Source organism: Proteus vulgaris (assembly GCF_016647575.1).
Taxonomy (GTDB): Bacteria; Pseudomonadota; Gammaproteobacteria; order Enterobacterales; family Enterobacteriaceae; genus Proteus; species Proteus mirabilis_B.
Window position 1 is genome coordinate 3,284,226 of record NZ_CP032663.1, and the last position, 23,476, is coordinate 3,307,701.

At 40.3% G+C, this 23,476-nt stretch carries 20 protein-coding genes; all 20 read right to left on the bottom strand.

Annotation, left to right across the window (positions count from 1 at the left end; all coding sequences use genetic code 11):
- Nucleotides 1–2 precede the first annotated feature (2 nt).
- Nucleotides 3–1,334: a tRNA lysidine(34) synthetase TilS gene (tilS, locus tag D7029_RS15105; RefSeq protein ID WP_194951121.1), complete on the bottom strand. Its 1,332-nt coding sequence runs from the start codon at nucleotides 1,332–1,334 to the stop codon at nucleotides 3–5.
- Nucleotides 1,335–1,370: 36 nt separating this feature from the next.
- Entirely contained in the window at nucleotides 1,371–2,264 is an 894-nt protein-coding gene (locus D7029_RS15110; protein WP_194951122.1) for a DMT family transporter, read from the bottom strand.
- Between the two features lie 146 nt (nucleotides 2,265–2,410).
- The gene (locus tag D7029_RS15115) at nucleotides 2,411–3,154 is read right to left on the bottom strand and encodes an SDR family NAD(P)-dependent oxidoreductase (RefSeq protein WP_194951123.1); all 744 of its coding nucleotides are present in this window, start codon (nucleotides 3,152–3,154) and stop codon (nucleotides 2,411–2,413) included.
- A gap of 239 nt (nucleotides 3,155–3,393) precedes the next feature.
- Nucleotides 3,394–4,353, bottom strand: coding sequence for an acetyl-CoA carboxylase carboxyl transferase subunit alpha (gene accA / locus D7029_RS15120; protein ID WP_088494705.1), 960 nt, complete (start codon nucleotides 4,351–4,353; stop codon nucleotides 3,394–3,396).
- A gap of 12 nt (nucleotides 4,354–4,365) precedes the next feature.
- Complete coding sequence (gene dnaE / locus D7029_RS15125) at nucleotides 4,366–7,848, bottom strand: DNA polymerase III subunit alpha (protein ID WP_194951124.1); 3,483 nt, start codon at nucleotides 7,846–7,848, stop codon at nucleotides 4,366–4,368.
- Nucleotides 7,849–7,869: 21 nt separating this feature from the next.
- The gene (gene rnhB / locus D7029_RS15130) at nucleotides 7,870–8,460 is read right to left on the bottom strand and encodes a ribonuclease HII (protein ID WP_006535883.1); all 591 of its coding nucleotides are present in this window, start codon (nucleotides 8,458–8,460) and stop codon (nucleotides 7,870–7,872) included.
- Nucleotides 8,460–9,632, bottom strand: a complete 1,173-nt coding sequence (gene lpxB, locus D7029_RS15135; RefSeq protein WP_194951125.1) for a lipid-A-disaccharide synthase — start codon at nucleotides 9,630–9,632, stop codon at nucleotides 8,460–8,462. The genes rnhB and lpxB overlap by 1 nt, the downstream gene beginning before the upstream one ends.
- 7 nt (nucleotides 9,633–9,639) lie before the next feature.
- Nucleotides 9,640–10,443 carry an acyl-ACP--UDP-N-acetylglucosamine O-acyltransferase gene (lpxA, locus tag D7029_RS15140; protein ID WP_088494703.1) on the bottom strand — a complete coding sequence of 268 codons (804 nt, stop codon included), beginning with the start codon at nucleotides 10,441–10,443 and terminating at the stop codon, nucleotides 9,640–9,642.
- Nucleotides 10,444–10,446: 3 nt separating this feature from the next.
- A complete protein-coding gene (gene fabZ, locus D7029_RS15145; RefSeq protein ID WP_006535887.1) occupies nucleotides 10,447–10,899 on the bottom strand; it encodes a 3-hydroxyacyl-ACP dehydratase FabZ in 453 nt (150 codons plus the stop codon).
- A 123-nt stretch (nucleotides 10,900–11,022) separates the two neighbouring features.
- Nucleotides 11,023–12,051, bottom strand: coding sequence for a UDP-3-O-(3-hydroxymyristoyl)glucosamine N-acyltransferase (gene lpxD / locus D7029_RS15150; RefSeq protein ID WP_088494702.1), 1,029 nt, complete (start codon nucleotides 12,049–12,051; stop codon nucleotides 11,023–11,025).
- 3 nt (nucleotides 12,052–12,054) lie between these two features.
- Nucleotides 12,055–12,552 (bottom strand): OmpH family outer membrane protein, encoded by a 498-nt coding sequence (locus tag D7029_RS15155; RefSeq protein WP_036934019.1) that lies wholly within the window; start codon nucleotides 12,550–12,552, stop codon nucleotides 12,055–12,057.
- A 92-nt stretch (nucleotides 12,553–12,644) separates the two neighbouring features.
- Nucleotides 12,645–15,050, bottom strand: a complete 2,406-nt coding sequence (gene bamA / locus D7029_RS15160) for an outer membrane protein assembly factor BamA (protein WP_194951126.1) — start codon at nucleotides 15,048–15,050, stop codon at nucleotides 12,645–12,647.
- 39 nt (nucleotides 15,051–15,089) lie between these two features.
- Complete coding sequence (rseP, locus tag D7029_RS15165; RefSeq protein WP_194951127.1) at nucleotides 15,090–16,442, bottom strand: sigma E protease regulator RseP; 1,353 nt, start codon at nucleotides 16,440–16,442, stop codon at nucleotides 15,090–15,092.
- A 9-nt stretch (nucleotides 16,443–16,451) separates the two neighbouring features.
- Nucleotides 16,452–17,315: a phosphatidate cytidylyltransferase gene (cdsA, locus tag D7029_RS15170; protein WP_088494699.1), complete on the bottom strand. Its 864-nt coding sequence runs from the start codon at nucleotides 17,313–17,315 to the stop codon at nucleotides 16,452–16,454.
- 1 nt (nucleotide 17,316) lies between these two features.
- Nucleotides 17,317–18,018: a polyprenyl diphosphate synthase gene (gene uppS / locus D7029_RS15175; protein ID WP_228766789.1), complete on the bottom strand. Its 702-nt coding sequence runs from the start codon at nucleotides 18,016–18,018 to the stop codon at nucleotides 17,317–17,319.
- Nucleotides 18,019–18,301: 283 nt separating this feature from the next.
- A complete protein-coding gene (ispC, locus tag D7029_RS15180; RefSeq protein WP_194951128.1) occupies nucleotides 18,302–19,495 on the bottom strand; it encodes a 1-deoxy-D-xylulose-5-phosphate reductoisomerase in 1,194 nt (397 codons plus the stop codon).
- A 192-nt stretch (nucleotides 19,496–19,687) separates the two neighbouring features.
- Nucleotides 19,688–20,245 (bottom strand): ribosome recycling factor, encoded by a 558-nt coding sequence (gene frr, locus D7029_RS15185; RefSeq protein ID WP_088494697.1) that lies wholly within the window; start codon nucleotides 20,243–20,245, stop codon nucleotides 19,688–19,690.
- Between the two features lie 113 nt (nucleotides 20,246–20,358).
- Nucleotides 20,359–21,087: a UMP kinase gene (gene pyrH, locus D7029_RS15190; RefSeq protein WP_023582710.1), complete on the bottom strand. Its 729-nt coding sequence runs from the start codon at nucleotides 21,085–21,087 to the stop codon at nucleotides 20,359–20,361.
- A gap of 136 nt (nucleotides 21,088–21,223) precedes the next feature.
- Complete coding sequence (gene tsf / locus D7029_RS15195; RefSeq protein WP_194951129.1) at nucleotides 21,224–22,075, bottom strand: translation elongation factor Ts; 852 nt, start codon at nucleotides 22,073–22,075, stop codon at nucleotides 21,224–21,226.
- A gap of 135 nt (nucleotides 22,076–22,210) precedes the next feature.
- Nucleotides 22,211–22,936, bottom strand: a complete 726-nt coding sequence (gene rpsB / locus D7029_RS15200; protein WP_023582712.1) for a 30S ribosomal protein S2 — start codon at nucleotides 22,934–22,936, stop codon at nucleotides 22,211–22,213.
- Nucleotides 22,937–23,476 lie beyond the last annotated feature (540 nt).

The following is a 23,476-nucleotide window of genomic DNA, read 5'->3' on the forward strand; positions in this document are numbered from 1 at the left end:
GTTCATTCATGAGCCTCTCGCCACTCAATAGTAATAGCGTGTTCTGATGTTGCTTTTCCCTCAAAAGTAACAAACGTATTAATAGCTGCAATTAACGTATCATTATAATAAATCAAAGGAATTTTGGTTCTACGCCAAGGTGCAACTTCAAACTCTTGCCAAATCTTTTTACTATGTCGAGCGTGCTCTCGCCCTACAATACGCAGAGATGCTTGTGTTAAACCAAAACGCACTGTGACTTTTTCATCACTTGAAGGCGCTCTAACGGTATTTTTTCCTGTTTCGGCAACGAGTGATAAAGCCCCTAATCCATTAGGTAAATACAAAGGCTCATTGAGCTGCCACTCAATAATGTGTCCAACAGGCTCTTTAATGATTGGAACTAGATAAAGACGCTGTTTATAGCGTCTAACTTCATCTTGATAAAATTGTAATCGAGGCTCAGCATCTTCTTTGGCTAAAGCGACCTCTTGCCATAATCGTAAAATTTGTTGTCTTGATGGCATGGTCTTATTGTGTTCAGCAAACCAGCGCCTCAATAAAGCATTTCGCTTGATAACACTACAATGAGCCAATTGATTGATATCTAAACTATGATCACTGTCCATTAAGGCATTAAGTTCAGAATCTAATAGTTCATCTAGTAGTGCTTCTTGTTCTCCACACAATGCCGCACTTCGAGTCACCGCTTGTGAAAAGTGAGGCCATCGTTGAGCCAATAAGGGCATAACTCGCAACCGTAAAAAATTGCGATCATAGCGGTCATCTTGATTACTATCGTCTTCTATCCAATCTAACCCTTGTTCAGTAGCATAAGATTCGATTTGTTCACGCGTAATATTGAGTAATGGTCGAAGTAAATAGCCATTTTCAAATGCCATTTTTGCTGGCATTGAAGAAAGCCCAGCAGGGCCGCTGCCTCGCTTTAAAGCCAGTAAAAAGGTCTCGGCTTGATCATCTTGATGTTGAGCAGTCACTAGCACTTGTTGTGGCTGTAAATATCGACGAAAGGCTTGGTAACGCGCCTCTCTTGCACCATTTTCAAGACCGCCTTCTTTAGGATCTACATTCACTTTTTCACTGATAAAATCAACACTCCATTGCTGACAACATTGTTCACAATGAGCAAGCCACTCATCTGCTTTGATGTTTAATCCATGATGAATATAGATAGCCGTTAATTCTAAAGGTAATTGGAATTCATCACGTAAACGTACAAGCCCTTGTAATAAAACTGTGGAATCTACTCCACCACTAAAACCCACCAAAATTTTAGTGTAAGGATCAATTTGTTGTTTGATTTCTTTAAGGAGTAAGCCGTATTCCTGTTTCATCGTATCGTCATTTATCAGTGAATTCAGATGATTATGTTAAGCTTTTCTACCTGATTTTGCACGAATACAAAGTATTCCTGCAATTAATACCAAACCTAGCCCTACTGCATAAGCAATAACAAAAGGATCGTGAAATATAACGACTAACCAAATCATTGAAAGCACAGGCGAAAGGAAAACAACAGAAGCTATTTTAGTCGACTCACCACTGTTCATGGCTTTAAACCATAAAATATAAGAGACACCGTTGATTAATACACCATTTAAAATGACAGGGAGCCAAGATGGAGCATCTGGTAGTTTAAACTCACTAAACATCCACATTAGGATCAATGAAATAAGTGTTGAAAAAACAAACAACCATACCGTACTCATGTAAGCATCGAGTGAGAATTGTTTGGAAAGTACAGACATTAATGCAAAACAAAAGGCACCAGCAAAAACGAGTAATAAGGCTTGAGGATTATCGACAGCAATTGATGTAATATTTCCTTTGGTGAAGGTGATAATAACGGCAATAAAACCTAAAATAACCCCAATGATTTGCCCTAAAGTCAGCCTATCCTTCAGTAAAATAACCGATAATCCAATAATTAATAATGGCCAACTATACTGTATCACCAATACCGCAATGCCATTCTCTAATGTGTAACCGTAATAGAGCAATAAATAGAATAGACAATCTAACCCACCAAGAATAAACACTTTCCAATAGGTCGATTTAGACAAAATAAATAATTGTGTTGGTGTTTTCTTCATAAAAAGTGCAGTGAGAATAACTGCAATCATTGAGAAAACATTGGACCAGAATAAAAATTGAAAACTGTCTAAAGAAGCTTGCCCTATACGAGAAATAACGGGAATAAAACTCCAAATCAACACACATAACAATGCGTAGATAAGAGATCTTATGGTAATTGAAAATGCCATATAAAAACCAAAATAGTTGATTTATTGTTAAAATTGTATTTTTGATAATAAAGCGTTTAAACAAAAAAGACAGTAAAGAATAGAAGTAAGAGATAAATAAAAAATCAGCAGAATAGTGATTATTCTGCTTTATATTAAAAATAGCGTTAGGCAGTAAAACCACCATCTACTAAATAAGAAGCTCCGGTAACAAACGACGCGGCATCACTAGCTAAAAACACCACAACATTAGCGACTTCTTCTGGTGTACCGAGGCGACCAATAGGATGTAGCGTCGCTAGCTTTTGCTTATCTAGCTCACGACCATCTAATAAAGGTGTATCGATATATCCCGGACAAACCGCATTAACACGAATACCTTTGCTTGCATAATCAATAGCAAGTGTTTGTGTCAATAATTTAACACCGCCTTTTGATGCACAATAGGCAGGAAATTCATGTTGACCAACAAAGGAACAAATCGAACTACAATTAACAATCGCACCTGATAATTGATTTTTCAGCCAATATTGAATTGCTGCACGATTAATCAGAAAGAGTCCATTAAGGTTAACATCTAATACTCCTTTCCATTTTTCATACTCTAATTTATCTGCGATGTTATCAGTTAAAACACCAGCATTAGCAAAGATGAAATCCAATCGTCCATATTTATTTACGACATAATCAATAAGTTGTTCGTTCTCTTTTTCGCTTTTCACATCCATTTGTATAAATTCACCTAAAAGCCCTTTCTCTTTTAGGTATTTTTCTGCTTTTTGCCCTCGAGCTAAATTACTGCCAGTGATAACAACTGATGCACCTAAGGATAAAAACTTTTCCGCAGAAGCTAAACCAATACCACTATTACCGCCTGTAATAATTCCAACTTTACCATTAAACGATATCATCGCTTTTTCCTCATAAAAGAAGTAAATGACTCTATAAAATAATAGATACGACTTATTATTCTTTTAGTGAAAAAGTAAATTAATATTGTTTTTGAGATCGACTTAACACATTGATATATAATATATTACAGTTAATATCACTTGATTTTATTGTCTTAGGAAGAGATAGTTCTAGGGATAAAAAAAACCTCATGTTATCAACATGAGGCTCTCTTTTATTTTTAAATAGCATCACACTATCAGCAGTAACCGTATTCCATTAAACGTTGGTAACGACGGTTTGTTAACTCTTCAGAGTCAAATGCATCTAACTCTTCTAAATCAGATTTAATTTGTGCTTTTAAAGACGCTGCAATTTCATCATGGTGACGATGTGCGCCACCTAAAGGCTCAGGAATAACCGTATCAATTAACTTAAGCTCTTTTAAACGGTTTGCAGTGATGCCCATCGCTTCAGCAGCTAATGGTGCTTTGTCTGCACTTTTCCAAAGGATAGATGCGCAACCTTCTGGTGAAATAACAGAATAAGTGCTGTATTGCAGCATATTCACTTTGTCGCCAACACCAATGGCTAACGCACCACCAGAACCACCTTCACCAATAACAGTACAGATGATTGGCACACCAAAGCGTGACATTTCACGTAAGTTACGTGCGATTGCTTCTGATTGACCACGCTCTTCTGCACCCACTCCCGGATAAGCACCCGGAGTATCAATAAAGGTGATAATAGGAAGATTAAAACGTTGTGCCATTTCCATTAAACGAAGCGCTTTACGATAGCCTTCCGGCGCTGGCATACCAAAATTACGGCGGATTTTCTCTTTTGTTTCGCGTCCTTTCTGGTGCCCAATAACCATAACAGGACGACCATCTAAACGCGCGATACCACCAACAATAGCTTTATCATCAGCATAAGCACGATCGCCTGCTAATTCTTGGAAGTCAGTAAAGATACGATGAATATAATCCAGTGTGTAAGGTCTTAATGGATGACGTGCAAGTTGTGCAACTTGCCATGCACCAAGATCAGAAAAAATCTTACGCGTTAGCTCTAGGCTTTTTTCTCTTAAGCGTGAAACTTCTTCATCGATATTAATATCAATTTTTTCATCATGTTGGCTAACTGCGGTTAGCGAATCAATTTTCGCTTCTAACTCGGCAATTGGCTGTTCAAAATCCAGAAAATTAAGACTCATAACATTCCTATTTTAGTCAAATTCTAATTCTACCTGCTCATTACCCAGCAGAGTTCGCAGATCCGTTAAAAGCATATCTGTTGGCGTTACACGCCAAGTCGCACCAAATCGTAAACGTGCACAGGCATCATGCTTTTCAAAATAAAGGTGAACCGGTATCGTGCCTGAACGATGAGGTTCTAAAACGTCGCGAAGACGATTTAATAATTGCTCATTAATTTGCCTGTCCGATAATGAGATAGCAAGTCCTCGTGCATATTTTTCACGAGCTTCGTTGATATCCATAAGTTCGCGGACTGTCATTTTAAGCCCACCATTGAAATCATCAAAGCTGACCTGCCCAGTAGCAATTAAAATCTTGTCTTGTTCTAATAAATGTTGGTATTTATCCAATGCATCAGAAAATAACATAATTTCTAAGCGACCTGAACGATCATCTAAGGTACAAACGCCGATCCGATTTCCACGTTTCGTTGTAAACACTTTAGAAGCAAGTACTAAGCCTGCTACCTTCACCATTTGACCACGAGGTGTTGGTACTAAATCTTTTAGACGTGTTCCTGCCGCATATCGTTCAATTTCTTTTAAATAACGAGTGATCGGATGACCTGTTAAATATAAACCTAAAGTCTCTCGCTCACCTTCTAAAACGACTTGGTCTGGCCATTTAGGGATATTGGCATAAGAGCGCTCAACTTGTTCAGGAGCTTCAGCTAACACACCGAACATGTCCGATTGCCCTATTGCTTCAGCTTTAGCATGTTGATCTGCAGCTTTTAATGCATCTTCTAATGAAGACATCAAAGCAGCACGATGAGGCCCCAGTTTGTCGAATGCGCCTGACATTATCAGTTTTTCCATCACTCGGCGATTCAATTTTTTCGTTTCTGTTCTAGCACAGAGATCAAAAATATCTTTAAAGTGACCGCCTTGCTGACGCGCTTCTACAATTGCTTCAATCGGACCTTCACCCACACCTTTAATGGCACCAATACCATAAACGATTTCGCCTTCATCATTTACGTGGAAATGATAAAGACCGCTATTAATATCAGGAGGAAGAACCTTTAAGCCCATTCTCCAACATTCATCAACCAATCCCACTACTTTTTCAGTGTTATCCATATCTGCCGTCATTACAGCAGCCATAAATTCAGCTGGATAGTGGGCTTTTAACCATAATGTTTGATAAGAAACTAATGCATACGCTGCTGAGTGTGATTTGTTAAATCCATAACCGGCGAATTTCTCCACCAAGTCAAAGATCCTCATAGCAAGCTCACCATCGACGCCGTTTTTGATAGCACCATCTTCAAAAACAGAACGTTGCTTTGCCATCTCTTCAGGCTTTTTCTTACCCATTGCGCGTCGTAACATATCCGCGCCACCTAATGTATATCCCGCAAGAACCTGTGCGATTTGCATAACTTGTTCTTGATATAAGATAACACCATAGGTTGGTTCTAAAACGGGCTGTAAACTTTCATGTTGCCACTTAACATCAGGATATGAAATCTCTTCAACACCATGTTTACGGTCGATAAAGTTATCCACCATACCTGACTGTAATGGCCCTGGGCGAAATAGGGCAACAAGTGCAATCATATCTTCAAAACAGTCAGGACGTAGGCGTTTGATAAGATCTTTCATACCGCGAGATTCCAACTGGAATACCGCAGTTGTTTCTGAACGCTGCAACATATCAAAGCTACGCTGATCCGTTAATGGGATCGCCGCAATATCAACAGGTTCGAGTGACTTTTTAGCACGCCGGGCATTAATCATCTCTAATGCCCAGTTAATAATGGTTAGTGTTCTTAAACCTAAGAAGTCAAATTTAACAAGACCAGCATACTCAACGTCGTTCTTATCAAATTGTGTAACGGGGTTATTTCCCTCGGCATCACAATAGAGTGGCGCAAAATCGGTAATTTTTGTTGGTGAAATAACAACACCACCAGCATGTTTACCCGCATTACGTGTTACCCCTTCTAATTTACGAGCCATATCAATAAGAGATTTAACCTCTTCATCGGCTTCATAAATTTCAGGTAATTGAGGTTCGGCAGCAAACGCTTTTTCTAGCGTCATACCCGGATCAGGAGGGACAAGTTTTGAGATTCTATCAACAAAACCGTAAGGGTGCCCTAAAACACGACCAACATCTCGAATAACCGCTTTCGCCGCCATCGTACCAAACGTAATGATCTGAGATACTGCATCTCGACCGTACATTTCAGCAACGTGATCGATAACTCTATCGCGTTTTTCCATACAGAAATCGACGTCAAAGTCAGGCATCGAAACACGTTCAGGGTTAAGGAAACGTTCGAAAAGCAAGTCAAACTCAAGAGGATCGAGATCCGTGATTTTCAGTGAGTAAGCCACTAGTGAACCGGCACCTGAACCTCGTCCAGGACCAACAGGAACACCATTATCTTTAGACCACTGAATAAACTCCATCACGATGAGGAAGTAACCAGGGAATCCCATCTGGTTAATCACTTTCAGCTCGATATCAAGACGCTCATCATATTCAGGACGTCTTTTTTGTCGCTCTTCAGGATCTGGAAATAAAAAAGCTAAACGCTCTTCCAAACCTTCTTGTGATTTTTTGACGAGGAAATCTTCTGTACTCATATCCCCAGTTGGGAATTGTGGAAGGAAGTATTCCCCTAAGCGGATCGTGACATTACAGCGTTTAGCGATTTCAACACTGTTTTCTAATGCTTCGGGTATGTCAGCAAATAATTCACACATTTCTTCTTCTGTGCGCATATATTGCTGAGGGCTATAGTTCTTAGGACGCTTAGGATCAGATAATGTAAAACCATCATGAATTGCGACACGAATTTCGTGTGCATCAAAATCATCACTATCAAGAAAGCAAACATCATTGGTTGCAACGACAGGCAGACCTTTTTCAGAAGCCAGTGCAACAGCTTCATGAAGATAAGTTTCCTCATCAGTACGACCTGTACGGATCAGTTCTAGGTAATAACTATCAGGGAAATGAGTTTGATAATACTCAAGGCATTGATCGACTAAAGCTCGATTACCACGAAGTAGGAACTTACCTACATCCCCCATTCTACCGCCTGAAAGTAACAAGAGCCCTTCTTTATAGGTTGTTAACCACTCTTGTTTAATCGTCGGTCCAGCAGCGCCGTAGCCGTGTTTGTAAGCTTCTGAAATCAGTAAAGTGAGGTTTTGGTATCCTACATTATTGCGTGCAAGAATAGTGAGATGAGCATATTCATCACCTAATAATTCTGTTTCAAGGTAAACATCTGCACCAATGATAGGTTTAATGCCTGCACCATGTGCAGCACCATAAAATTTCACTAGCCCACACAAGTTAGTGAAATCAGTAATCGCAAAAGCAGGCATTCCCAGCGAAGCCACTTTCTTCACAAGAGGCCCTGTTTTTGCCAATCCATCGATCATTGAATAATCGCTGTGTACCCTAAGATGGATAAAACGAGGATCTGCCATAGTGTTTAATTACTCTGTGGATTACTTTAAATTTAAAGCACGTTTTACAGGCGCAAAACTTTTTCGATGATAGGGTGTTGCCCCTAATAAGGCTAGTTTTTCCATATGGAAAACAGTTGGATACCCTTTATGTTTAGCAAAACCATAATCAGGGTAAAGCTTATCTAACTCTTCCATTTCTCTATCACGAGTCACTTTAGCAAGTATAGAAGCCGCACTAATTTCTTGAACTAAACTATCACCTTTTATAACCGCTTGAGAGGCCATAGGTAATTTAGGGCAACGGTTACCATCAATTAAAACCATATCAGGTGTTATTGATAATCCCGCAACAGCACGTTCCATTGCTTTCATAGTTGCCCAAAGGATATTTAATTCATCAATTTCTTCAGGCTCTGCACGACCTATCGCCCAACATAATGCTTTTTCTTTTATTTCGTCATAAAGGGCATTACGCTTTTTTTCTGTTAGCTTTTTGGAGTCTGTTAACCCTTCAATTGGATTTGCCGGATCAAGAATAACGGCAGCAGTAACCACTGCCCCCACTAATGGACCTCGACCAACTTCATCAACTCCAGCAATAAGATTTGCTTTTGGATATACAAATTCCATTATTTCTCTACCAATTCTAATACTGCATTTGCTGCTTGCTCATCCGCATTACAACGAATGGCGCTATGTAGCTGTAAAAATATCTCTTTTAATTGACGTACTTTTTCTTCATCAGTCAAAAGAGGTAAAAGCTGTTGTGCTAATGCCGAAGGCTCGCACTCTTCTTGCAATAATTCTTTGATAATTTCTCGACCAGCTAACAAGTTAGGTAACGAGACATAAGGCGTTTTAACTAATCGTTTTGCTAACCAGAAAGTAAATGGTTTCATGCGATAGCCAACAACCATTGGGCATTTTGTGAGCATACATTCTAATGCAGCTGTACCTGATGCTAACAAAGTCGCATCACTCGCAGTCATTGCTTCTCTTGCTTGCCCATCGAGAAGTTGTATCTCAAGTTCTGGCGCCACATTTTGATGTATCTGTTCAAATTGGGCTCGTCGCTTGGCATTAACTAATGGCACAACAATATGAAGAGAGGGAATTTGCTGTTTTAGTAACTGGGCTGTTTTTATAAAATCAGCACTTAGCATCTCAACTTCAGCATGACGACTACCAGGAAGAAGTGCTAAACAAGGAGTTTCTTCAGATATCCCTAAATGTTCACGAGCCGCCTTTTTGTCTGGATTTAAGGCTATGGCATCAGCCATTGTGTGACCAATAAAACGACAAGGAACCTGATACTTATCATAAAACGCTTTTTCAAAAGGCAGAAAAGCTAAGACAAGATCTGTCGCTTTACCAATTTTGAAAACACGTTTTTGACGCCAAGCCCATACAGATGGACTGACATAGTGAATAGTTTTGATCCCTTTTTGCTTTAAACGACCTTCAAGGGTGATATTAAAATCAGGTGCATCGATCCCCACGAAAACATCAGGCTTTAATTCTGAGAATCGTTGAGTGAGATCTTTTCTGATCTTTAATAAGCGAGGTAATCGTTCAAGAACTTCAACGATCCCCATGACGGCAAGCTCTTCCATTTCATACCAAGCTTCACAACCTTCAGCTTGCATAAGAGGTCCAGCAACACCGACAAAGCGGACATTGGGATGCATTTGTTTTAGAGCGCGGATTAATCCCGCGCCCAAGATATCACCGGACGTTTCACCAGCAACTAAGCCGATAACTAACGGACGCTGAGTAGTAGATAATTGGCCTGACAAGGTCATATCCTAATTAGCGAATGATACCGCGGTTAGATTTTGCTGAGTTTTCCAGAAAATCACTGAACAATTTGACGTGCGGATTATTATTATCAGCAACTAATTGTCCAATTTCTTCACGCGCTTCTTCCAGTGTTTTACCATTACGATAGAGCACTTTGTAAGCATTACGGATTGCATGAAGATCTTCTTTAGCAAAACCTCTGCGCTTTAATCCTTCAATATTCAGCCCATAAGGGGTTGCGTGGTTTCCTTGTGCAATAACAAAAGGAGGTACATCTTGTGCCACACCTGAACATCCACCGACCATCACGTGAGAGCCAATTTGGCAAAACTGATGAACTGCACTCATACCACCGATAATCACAAAATCACCTAACGTGACGTGACCACCCAGAGTGCCGTTATTTGCAATAATACAACGATCGCCAATGATACAATCATGTGCGACGTGGGTATTAATCATCAGTAAGTTATCGTTACCAATTTTTGTGATATTACCACCTTGGGTTGTTCCACGATGGATAGTCACACTTTCACGAATAAGGTTTCGATCACCAATAATCACTTGCGTTGGTTCACCTCGATATTTCAGATCCTGATTAACTTCACCAATAGAAGTAAATTGATAGATCTGATTATCTCGACCAATGCGTGTGTGCCCATTGATAACAACGTGAGATTTGATGTCAGTTCCTTCACCAATCTCAACATTAGCACCAATGACACAAAAAGGGCCAATGCGAACATTAGCACCAATTACCGCACCCTCTTCAATAATTGAGGAAGGGTGAATTACTGCGGATTTATCTATCATAGGCTAGACCTCACGGCGGCGAGCACACATCATTTCAGCTTCGCAAGCAATTTCCCCATCAACTTTAGCGACGCCTTTAAAGCGAGCAACACCACGACGTTCTTTAATGAATTCTACCTCTAGGATCATTTGATCCCCAGGTAAGACAGGACGTTTAAAGCGAGCACCGTCAATAGCAGCAAAATAGTAGAGTTCACCAGGTTCCAGCTTTCCTACGCTTTTGAATGCTAAAATACCCGTTGCCTGTGCCATGGCTTCGAGGATCAGTACGCCCGGGAAAATTGGTTTTCCTGGAAAGTGACCTTGAAAGAAAGGCTCATTAAAAGATACATTTTTTACTGCTCTTAGAAATTTCTTTTCTTCAAAATCAAGGACACGATCAACCAATAAGAATGGGTAACGGTGTGGAAGTAAATCTAAAATTTCTTCGATTTGCAGAGTATGATTCTCACTCATTGCAATACTCTTCCTGTCTAATAAAACTGAGTCTAATTAATAATGACACGACCTGCTGTGACTCAAAAAGTGAGTTAACCCGCAGGTCGCAAAATGGGTAACATTCGTCAATGACGTATATTGTTACTTGTCGCTACTTTCTACTTGACGTTCAAGCGACTTGAGCCTTTTTTGCATTTCATCAATTCGCAACACAAGTGCTGCGGTTTTACGCCATGCTTTATTCGATTGCAGCGGAATTCCTGAAGAATAAACACCCGGCTCAGTGATAGGACGCATTACCATTCCCATACCTGTTACCGTGACTTTATCACAGATTTCCATATGACCATTGATAACACTTGCTCCACCAATCATACAATAGCGACCTATTTTCAGGCTGCCCGCCATGATGACACCACCAGCAACAGCGGTATTATCACCAATAATGACGTTATGTGCGATTTGGCACTGGTTATCAATGATAACACCATTACCGATAACTGTGTTATCTAATGCGCCTCGGTCGATTGTAGTACATGCACCGATTTCAACGCGATCACCAATTACCACTGAACCTAATTGTGGAATTTTAATCCAATTACCACGTTCATTAGCATAACCAAAACCATCTGAACCAATCACAGTACCTGATTGAACCAGACAATCTTTACCAATGATAACCTCATGATAAACAGATACATTTGCCCATAAACGGCTATTATCGCCAATATGTGCTTTTTTACCCACAAAACAACCGGCACCAATCACAACATTATCACCAAGGATAACATCAGATTCGATAACGGCATTTGCACCCACTGATACATTCTTTCCTAACTTAGCGTCAGGAGAAATAACAGCACTTGGGTGAATATCCTCTGCTGGCTGCGGTGTTGTATCCATAATCTGTGCCATTTGAGCATAGGCAAGATAAGGGTTTTTCACCACAAGTGCGGCTACGGGACAAAATGGAAGATCAGCCTCTGTTAATACAACGGCAGCAGCCTGACATTCACTTAATTTTTCACGATAGCGACTATCAGAAAGAAATGTAATTTGTTCGCTATTTGCTAGGCTCATTGAAGCAAGACCGGCGATAGTGATATCACCATCGCCGTGTAACTGTGCATTCAACTGCTGAGCAAGATCAGCTAATCGAATTGAAAACATCTATTATTTAACCTGTTTTTGAACCTGAGCAGTAATATCTTTACCATCTGCGAAATAAGGTACAGTGTTAGCGTCAAGGATCACATCATAGCCTTCTTTCTTCGCTACTGCATCAACAGCGTCTAATACACGTTTCATGATTTTGTTACGTTCTTCAGCTTGACGACGGCTAAAGTCTTGCTCAAAAGCTTGTGCTTTTTGTGCATATGCTTCACGTTTGGCAACCAGATCTTTCTCTGTATTTGCACGTTGTGTTGCATTCATAGTTGGTGCATCTTTTTGATATTTCTCAACAGCGGTCTGTAGTGCTTTACCTAAGTTCTGCAATTCAGTGTCACGTGATTTGAATTCATTTTCCAATTGTTTCTCTACCGCATCACGGTTAGGAATTTGTTGGAGAACTTGACCGATGTTCACAACACCTACTTTATCTGCGGCTTGAACACCTGCTGACATGGTCAATGCCATTCCTAGGGCAGCGGCACATAACAATTTTTTCACGATTAAACTCCTTAAAACCAAAAATAATTTTTTGTCAGAAATCGGATGCCTTTTTCAGCATTGTGAATCAGGCATCAACTTTACTTACATCGCTACCACGTTCTACCAATATTAAACTGGAATTGCTCTGATTTATCGCCTTCGTAATCTTTTATCGGCTTAGCATAAGAGAATACTAACGGACCTAAAGGAGATAACCATTGTAACGCAACACCGGTCGAAACACGTATATCACTTGCACGACTATAATCTGGCATACCTGCTGTCCAAGCTGAGTTAGTGCTACTCCAGTTGGTATCCCATACTGTACCTGCATCAACAAACAGAGATGTTCTGACTGAAGATGAGTATTTATCATCTACAAATGGCGTTGGTGTAATCAGCTCAAAACTTGCCACAGCCATTGCGTTACCACCGATAGCATCGCTAGATGGCTCGCCCGGTTTTGGTGTTACAGTACCGTCTGCATTTTTCTGCAGATAAATCGCTTTAGGACCGATATTATTTGAACGGAAACCACGAACTGTACCAGAACCACCGGCATAGAAGTTTTCATAGAATGGTAATTCTTTACCACCTAAACCATCACCGTAGCCTAAACGACCTTTAAATAGCGTTACCCAAGATTCTTTTTCATCAATTGGATAATACGCCATACCGTCCCAAGTCACTTTATAGTACTTGTTGTCAGAGCCCGGTACAGTCACACGTCCACTTAAGTTACTTCTCACACCAGATGTTGGGAAGAAACCTTTGTTTAAGTTATTGAATGTCCAACCAAGGCTAACACTATAGTCATCAGCATTAAACGATTCACGTTTATCAAAACCTGGGTTTTCACCCATACTTTCTAGGTAACGCCACATTGCAACCTGAGGTTCCATACGTGACAGACCATTGTGAGTATAGCCTAAGCCAAGACGTGCTGAGTTATATTCATTAATTGGGAAGCCTAGCGTACCATCTACACCATAAGATTTATTGGTATAACCTGATAAATCAGCATCATTAGCACGGAAGTCATTATAGAAAACTCGACCACCTAAACTCACACCATTAACGGTAAAGTATGGGTCAGTAACAGATAATTCTGCGTAAGTTGAGTAATCATTTTTACTCGCATTAATAGCGACTGCGTTACCTGTACCTAACCAGTTATCTTGAGTAACACCCACTTGGAAGCTCACACCACTTTCAGTACCGAAACCGACACCAAAGTTAAGAGAACCCGTGTTACGCTCTTTTACGCGATAAACGATATCAACCTGATCAGGAGAACCTGGAATACGCTGAGTTTCTGTTTCAACCGTTTCGAAATAACCTAAACGATTTAAACGCTCTTTACCTTGTTCAACTAAATCGCTGCCTAACCACGCACCTTCCATTTGACGCATTTCACGGCGTAAAACAGAGTCTTTAGTGATGTCATTACCCGCAAAACGTACTTGACGAACATAGAAACGGTTTCCTGCATCTACGTTTACATGCAGTTTTACAGTTTTATTTTCATCATTAATTTCAGGGTTTGTCATAACGCGAGGATAAGCATATCCATAACGACCTAACAGATTTTTAATATCATTTTCTGTTTTAGTTACTTGCGCACCATTATAAAGAGAGCCCGGTGCAATTTCGATAAGCTCTTCAATTTGTTTAGTGTAGCCCGCCGTATTACCATTGATTTCAGTATTTTCTACTGTGTATTTGTCACCTTCTTTCAGGTTAATGGTAATGTAAATTCCTTTTTTGTCTGGCGTTAAACTGACATTCGTCGATTCAATATCAAAACGTGCATAACCACGATCAAGATAGAAGCTTCTTAATGTCTCTAAGTCACCAGCCAGTTTTTGCTTCTGATATTTTTCATCAGCCGCTAAGTTCCACCAAGGAACATCGTCACGTAATTGGAAGCGGTTAACGAGCTCGGCAGTAGAAAACGCTTTATTACCAACAATGTTGATTTGCTGAATAGTTGCTGAAACACCCTCTGCAAACACGAGTTTTAAGTCAACACGGTTACGAGGAAGAGGTGTAACAACCACTTTTACAGTTGCATTATATTTACCAACACTATAATAGAAATCTTCAAGCCCTTTCTCGATATTCGCTAGCATTGTACGGTCGAGTGTTTCGCCGATACGAATGTTAGAAGCATCAAGGTTCTGTTTTAGCATCTCTTCCTTGATTGCTTTATTACCAGAGAAAGTAATGCTGGCAATAGTTGGACGCTCTTTTACTTGAACAATCAGAGTATTTCCGTCACGCAGGACACGAACATCATCAAAGTTTCCTGTCGCAAATAATGAGCGGATAGTTCGGCTGATATCATCATTACCGACCGAGTCTCCAACCCGGACAGGCATGTTCAGTAATGCTGCACCAACGGCGACGCGTTGAAGACCTTCAAATTGAATGTCCTGAACTACGAATCCGTCTGAACCGTATGCAGTGGCGCTGCCCAGCAGCAGCGACGCTATAAGCAACTTTTTCATCGCCATCGTTGTTTTGTGTTTTCCTAACCGGTCTCTGCTTACCAATTATAAGCGAGAGAAATCATTGAAAAGTGCAAGTCCCATTAAAAGCATCAGTGCCATAATACCAATACGATAACAGAAATCTTGTACACGCTCAGATACCGGCCCTCCCTTTATCTTCTCGATAACCAGGAAAAGCAGGTGCCCACCATCTAAGACAGGCAGGGGAAACAAGTTAATGATCCCCAAATTGACACTGATAAGCGCCATAAACATCAAATAATAAATAAAACCAGAATCAGCGGACATTCCAGCGCCTTTCGCGATAGAAACAGGCCCACTAAGGTTAGTTAATTTGACGTCACCTACGACTAACTTGCCAATCATTTTGACAGTTAAACCCATCAACTGCCATGTTTTATCAGATGCTTCATAGAGCGCCGAAAATGGGTTGTATTGCTGCATTATCAAATATTGCTCATCAGGAGGTAATATTTGTAATTGCGCACCAACTTGCCCTATTTCAGTGCCATCTTTCAGTGCAACAGCTGTCGGTGTAACATTCAGCATCAACGACGAGCCGTTACGTTCAACAAGAAGTTCCAAAGCTTTATTTGGACTTTGTCGAACGAAATAAGTAAATGGATGCCATGTATCAATTGGCTGACCATCAACTTTAACGATACGATCCCCTGCCTGTAAACCCGCTTTTTCAGCAGCAGAACCTACCGTAACCTCAATAATTTTTGAGTCTAATCGCGCGCCAACAGGCATTATTCCTAGGGACAAGATAGGATCTTGTTTTTCAGGATCAAAACTCCACTGTTGTAAATTCAGTATATTCTCACTCTCAGAAAGAGAATTAGGATCTGAAACAACGAATGAAACCTCTTTGGCACCAATTTTACTGACTAATGCTAAACGAACTGCATTCTGATCAGGCGTTTCGATACCTGCAACGGATTTTAGTTCCATCCCAGGCGTTAATTTTGCTTGTTCTGCGATAGAATTCGGACGAATGTCTGCAATTATAGGTTTTAATGCAGGAACACCTATCATAAAAACTATCCAATAGGCGACTATTGCTAACAAAAAGTTGGCAATAGGCCCCGCGGCAACAACCGCAGCACGTTGACCAACTGTTTTATTATTAAATGCAAGATGACGGCGCTCAGGTGCAACCTCAGCGACTCTCTCATCTAACATTTTTACATAGCCACCCAAAGGTATCCATGCGATAACAAATTCAGTACCATGTTTATCTGTTTTTCGCCAAATTGCTTTTCCAAAACCAATAGAAAAACGCTCGACATAGATACCACAGCGCCTAGCTACCCAAAAATGTCCAAACTCATGTACCGTAATTAGAATACCTAAAACGATAATAAACGCGGCAAGATTCCACAGGATACCCATTACTTACCTTTATAGTTTAAAGCCAGAAGAAATCAGAAAGACCAATCCTGCAAAGACTGGGATAGCCGCAGTCAAACTATCAATTCTATCAAGCACACCACCATGCCCCGGTATCAATTGGCTACTGTCTTTAATGCCTGAAACACGTTTAAACATGCTTTCTGCTAGATCACCAAATACCGAGACGATAACAACAACGCCAGATATTAATAACAAGTTATTAGGTACTTCAGTCACAGGTGCAAAATAAGTAAATAACCACGATGCAACACCTGCCGTAATCAACCCACCAACTAACCCTTCAAGGGTTTTACCCGGTGATACTTTAGGCGCCATTTTATGTTTACCCATTAGGCGTCCGAAAGCGTAGGCACCAGAGTCAGCAGCCCAAACTAATAACATGACATACAATAACCACCATGCGCCCGTATAAGTGTCAGTGTTATAACCCAACATACGCAGCGCCATCATGCCACAATAAAAGGGAACAATCGTCAATATACCGAACAATAGCTTAATAAAAACTGAATTTTTCCACATATTGGCTGAATTCGGATAACTTACAACTAATAAAATTGCTGCCATCCACCAAATTAAACCCGCCCACAAACCATTTTTTATCATTGGAGTATCGAGTAGGTGGTCAAAATTAGGCAAAGAAAACTGCATAACGAGTAACAATGCAGCAAAGCCGATCCCTGTCGCAATACGTTTACCTTGAGAATGCCAGCCAATAAATTGTGCCCATTCCCAACCCGCTAAGCCTGATATTGCGATAATAACTAATCCAAAACCTGCTGGAGGAAGTAGGAATAGTGCAGCAATAACAATAGGGATTAAAATTAATGCAGTGATGACACGATACTTAAGCAAGTTATCCTCCCAGATTTATAGTATCTGTTTCTGATGTAGTACCACCGAAACGTCTTTCCCGTTTAGCAAAAGCATCTAGTGCATTCTGAAAAACTTGTTCATCAAAATCAGGCCATAAAACCTGTGTAAAATAAAGCTCAGCATAAGCAATCTGCCAGATAAGAAAATTACTTATACGATGCTCACCACCTGTTCGAATAACAAGATCGACGCCAGGCTGATTATGCAAGCAAAGATGTGAAGATATTGCATTTTCATTGATATCTTCGAGATTAATTTCCCCTTTTGCGAGGGATGTCGCTAATTGTTTTACACTTTGAGTAATATCCCATCGACCGCCATAATTAGCTGCAATATTTAAATTAAGCCCTGTATTATTTGCAGTGAGTGCCACAGAACTTTTAATTCGGTCTTGTAAACGGCGGCTAAAACGGCTGATATCACCAATGACAGTCAATTTAACATTATGTTTATGTAGGCTCTTCACTTCGTTATCTAAAGCAAAAACAAATAATTCCATGAGGGAACTCACTTCCTGCTCTGGTCTATTCCAGTTTTCGCTACTAAATGCATATAACGTTAGTGATTCAATTTTGTGTTTTACGGAAAAGCTAACCGCATCCCGAACTGCTTTAATTCCCGCGCGATGCCCCGTTACTCGGAGTTTCCCTTGCTTTTTAGCCCAACGCCCATTGCCATCCATAATGATAGCAACATGCTTTGGTTTTGATGCGGATGAATCGTCACTGGATAAGTTCACTCAATTTAACCCTTTGCTAATCTGATACTGATACAGACAGTCCTCTTCGGATAACCTATGCACAAAAAAAAACCGTGTCACCCACGGCCTTTGGCAAAGCCTCAAAGTTGCTAAAGCAATAGCCTTAGTAATGAACTGTTAATTTTCATTATTGTCTTTAGTGATTCGGCAACTATACCATTAGCCAGAAAGACGAACAAACACCCTATATTAAATATAATCACCATTATACAAATTGAGTGATTATCTGATGAGTTTCTAATCTCGCTAATTTATCAATTTCTAGAACATCATTAATACTTTGAGGCTCTGATAGGTCAAAATGTTCAACAACTTTGCGATTAATTTTAGCAATATCAGTAAACTTCACTTTTTCGTGTAAAAATGCATCAACAACAACTTCATTAGCTGCATTTAACACTGTTGTTGCCGCTTGCCCACGTTTTGACGCTTCAATAGCAAGCGCTAAACAAGGGTAACGTTGATAGTCAGGGCGAATAAACTCTAGAGATTGAATCTCAAAGAAATCTAATGCTTTTGCACCGGATTGAGTACGATGAGGATAAGCCATTGAGTACGCAATTGGCGTTCTCATATCGGGTTCACCAATTTGAGCGATAATACTGCCATCACGATAACGAACCATTGAATGAATAACAGATTGTGGATGAATGATTACTTCCATTTCTTCTTCAGAAGCATTGAAGAAATAACGAGCTTCAATATACTCAAGCCCTTTATTCATCATTGTTGCAGAATCAACTGAAATTTTACGTCCCATAGACCAATTTGGATGCGCGCACGCTTGATCTGGTGTCATTGCTTCCAGCTGTTCTAATGGTGTGTAGCGAAATGGTCCGCCAGAACCTGTTAACAGAATACTTGTCACACCCTCATCAGCTAAGGACGCATGACCTAGGTTTTCTTGAATTGCTTTAGGTAAGCTTTGATAAATTGCATTATGTTCGCTATCAATGGGTAAAATTGTCGCGCCATATCTAGCAACTGCATCAAAGAAAAGACGCCCACTGGTTATCAGTGATTCTTTATTTGCTAACAGAATTCTCTTGCCTTTTTCAATGGCTGCAAGTGTCGGTTTTAATCCTGCAACACCTGTTATAGCGGACATGACTTGATCAGCTTCATCAAGAGCTGCAATTTCATTGATCGAGTGAGACCCAGATAGAATTTCTGTTTTACAAGATGTATTAGCGAGTAGCTGTTTAAGCTGATTTGCACTTTTTTCATCAGACATCACAGCGTATTTAGGCTGGAAAGCAAGGCATTGTTGCGCCATTTTGTCTGCATTTTTTCCTGCGGCTAAAGCAAGAACCTGATACTCATCAGGATTATTTTCAATTACGGAAAGAGTGCTAGTTCCGATAGATCCTGTTGAGCCTAATATAGTTATTTGTTTCATTTATTAATCAATCAGTATGTCTACAACGTTTTAATTAAAGAGAATTATATCAGTATGACGAGGTAAATGAGGATTAAAGATGAAAACTTTAATAAATAATGTGACAAAAGAAGGTATTAAGCACGAATTTTCAAATAAATAGTTAAAAATAATGCCGCTAAAAAGCGGCATTATCGAAAAAAGATATAAAAATTAGAATTCCATTAACTCTGCTTCTTTCAGCGCTAATGCATCATCAATTTTTTTAATGAACATGTCAGTTAATTTCTGAATATCATCTTGTGAGCGGCGCTCATCATCTTCACTGATTTCTTTATCTTTCAGTAATGCTTTTACTTTATCGTTAGCATCACGACGGATATTACGAACAGAAACGCGACCTTGTTCTGCATCACCACGAACAACTTTGATTAGGTCTTTACGACGTTCTTCAGTTAATGGAGGCAGTGGAACACGGATAATGGTACCAGCAGATGAAGGATTTAAACCTAAATCTGATGCCATAATTGCTTTTTCAACGGCAGGAGCTAAAGTACGGTCGAATACAGTGATTGCCAGTGTACGGCCATCTTCTGCGACAACGTTAGCAACTTGGTTTAATGGAGTTGGCGCTCCGTAGTATTCAACTACAATGCCATCTAAAAGGGCAGGAGACGCACGACCAGTACGAACTTTATTAATCTGGCTTTTTAGTGCTTCAACGCTTTTATCCATGCGTTCTTGAGCATCTTTTTTGATTTCATTAATCACGTTATAAACCCTTGGGAACTGGTTATCTTCCAGTCGATATGAAAAACATACCGACATAAATGAATTGGCGTACTCTAGATGTTAACGCCAAATTATACCGTTGTCTCTGTGTATTAAGCGTGAGAAATCAAAGTTCCTTCACTTTCACCCATTACAACCCGACGTAATGCACCCGGTTTATTCATATTGAATACGCGGATAGGTAAATTATGATCTCGGGCTAATGTGAATGCAGCAAGATCCATGACTTTCAATTCACGTTCTAATACATCCTGATAAGTCAGTGTTTCATAAAGTACTGCATCAGGATCTTTGGTTGGATCGGCAGAATAAACGCCGTCCACTTTCGTTGCTTTTAATACAACGTCAGCTTCAATTTCAATACCGCGTAAACACGCAGCAGAATCGGTAGTAAAGAATGGGTTACCTGTACCAGCCGAGAAAATAACGACTCGACCGTGGCGTAATAAGCTAATTGCTTCTGCCCAACTGTAGTTATCGCAGACACCATTCAATGGAAATGCAGACATAAGACGCGCGTTTACATAAGCACGGTGCAATGAATCACGCATTGCTAAACCATTCATTACTGTCGCGAGCATTCCCATGTGGTCACCCACAACACGGTTCATACCTGCCGCAGCAAGACCCGCGCCACGGAACAAGTTACCACCGCCAATTACGACACCGACTTGTATACCTAATTCAACGAGTTCTTTGATTTCCTGAGCCATGCGATCAAGTACGCTCGCATCGATACCGAAACCTTCTGCGCCTTGCAGGGCTTCGCCACTCAGCTTTAATAAAATTCGCTGATATACAGGTTTTGCATTGGTAGCCATGGTGTTCTGTCCTAAGCAGATTAGTTAATTGGAGGTTTTAGATAGCTTCTCTTTTTAACAAAAAAAAGCAAACAGCCAGTGGAGATTACAACAAAACAGAACCGCCATTAGGCGGTTCTGTTAACGCTAAGCGTTATTATTTGCTCATTGCAGCAACTTCAGCTGCGAAATCAGCTTCAACTTTCTCAATACCTTCACCAACTTCGAAACGAACGAAGTTGATAACATCAGCATTGTTTTCTTTCAGCAGTTCGCCAACAGTTTTGCTTGGATCCATTACGAAATGCTGACCAGTCAGAGAAATCTCACCGGTGAATTTGTTCATGCGACCGATAACCATTTTTTCTGCGATTTCGCGTGGTTTACCTGATTGCATTGCGATATCCATCTGAATTTGGTGCTCATGTTCAACAACATCAGCAGGAACATCTTCAGGACGAACATATTCTGGTTTGCTTGCAGCAACGTGCATAGCAATGTGTTTGATCAGTTCTTCGTTAGCGCCTTTAGCTGAAACTAAAACACCGATGCGAGCACCGTGTAGGTAAGTACCTAATTCTTCAGCTTCTAATACAGCAACACGACGAATGTTGATGTTTTCACCGATTTTAGCAACTAATGCAGTACGAGCTTCTTCGAATTTAGCTTTCAGAGCCTCGATATCATCAGTTTTGTCTGCTAATACAGCAGCCATAACTTCTTTACCGAAAGCGATGAAACCAGCATCTTTAGCAACGAAGTCTGTTTCACAGTTCAGTTCAACCAGCGCACCGAATTTACCATCAGCAGCAACTTCTGCAAGGATGATACCTTCAGCAGCAACACGGCCTGCTTTTTTAGCAGCTTTAGCTTGACCTGATTTACGCATGTTGTCGATTGCTAATTCGATATCACCATTAGCTTCAACCAGCGCTTTTTTACATTCCATCATGCCTGCGCCAGTACGTTCACGCAGTTCTTTTACCAATGCAGCGGTAATTCCAGACATTTGTTTCTTCCTCGACTTTTCTATGGGCTAGCCATAGATGTTCTCATAGCAGATGTGTAAAGGGGGCCTATTGAGGCCCCCTAACCAATATATAGCAATACCTGGTTAAATAAGGGCTCTTACGAGCATGCCTTATTATTCAGCTTCGACTAAGCCTTCTTCAGCCTGAACAGCCAGATCTTGAGAACGACCTTCACGAACAGCTGTAGCTGCAGCGGTCAGATATAATTTAACCGCACGGATTGCATCGTCATTACCAGGGATAATGAAGTCGATACCATCTGGATCAGAGTTAGTATCAACGATAGCAAATACTGGGATACCCAGGTTGTTTGCTTCTTTGATAGCAATGTGTTCGTGTTCAGCATCGATAACAAACAGAGCGTCAGGTAAACCGCCCATGTCTTTGATACCACCCAGGCTGTTTTCTAACTTACCAAGTTCACGAGAACGCATTAACGCTTCTTTCTTGGTCAGTTTGTCAAAAGTACCGTCCTGAGATTGTGATTCTAAATCTTTCAGGCGTTTGATTGACTGACGAACAGTTTTCCAGTTAGTCAGCATACCGCCTAACCAGCGGTGGTTTACATAAAACTGGTCACAGCTTTCTGCTGCTTCTTTAACAGCTTCAACGGCAGAGCGCTTAGTACCAACAAACAGGATTTTGCCTTTACGAGAAGCAATTTTGTTCAGTTCAACCAGAGCTTCATTGAACATTGGAACAGTTTTTTCCAAGTTAATGATATGAACTTTGTTACGTGCACCAAAGATGAATGGTTTCATTTTTGGATTCCAGTAACGAGTTTGGTGACCGAAGTGAACACCGGCTTGCAGCATATCGCGCATTGAAACAGTTGCCATTTTAGACCTCTATAAATTTAAATTTGGGGTTATTTCGTCCACAAATCCCATACGACCGACTCATCAGCTGTAAAGGTTTAGCCTTTACATAAGAGCACCCCGGCGTTATGTGCCGATTTGTGTGTGTAATTAACACAATTGAATGTTTCAGATTTACTGCCATTACTCACAGTGTGATGCAATAACAGAACTCCGGCGCGCTTTATACCATAAATAACCTTAAGAAACCACCATTACTTACGATTGCCACAGCCTTATTTGACATAAAAACGCATCATTTAGACAAAGAAAAAAGCGAGATTAGTGCAGTGATGATAAATATTGCTCTAATATCAATTTGCTAGAAAAACACCAAATAGAAAAGCGCAATATGTAAAGACAATCAGATTAAGAAGGCGTAATGTTCGTCATTATTCTCGATATCAGACAGATTGCACACATCCTCTTTATTGGCACACCTACTTTCTGCTGATATCATAAATGGTAATCAGAATTATTTCTCATCATCATTCATTCAACCTGCAATACAAAATATGAATA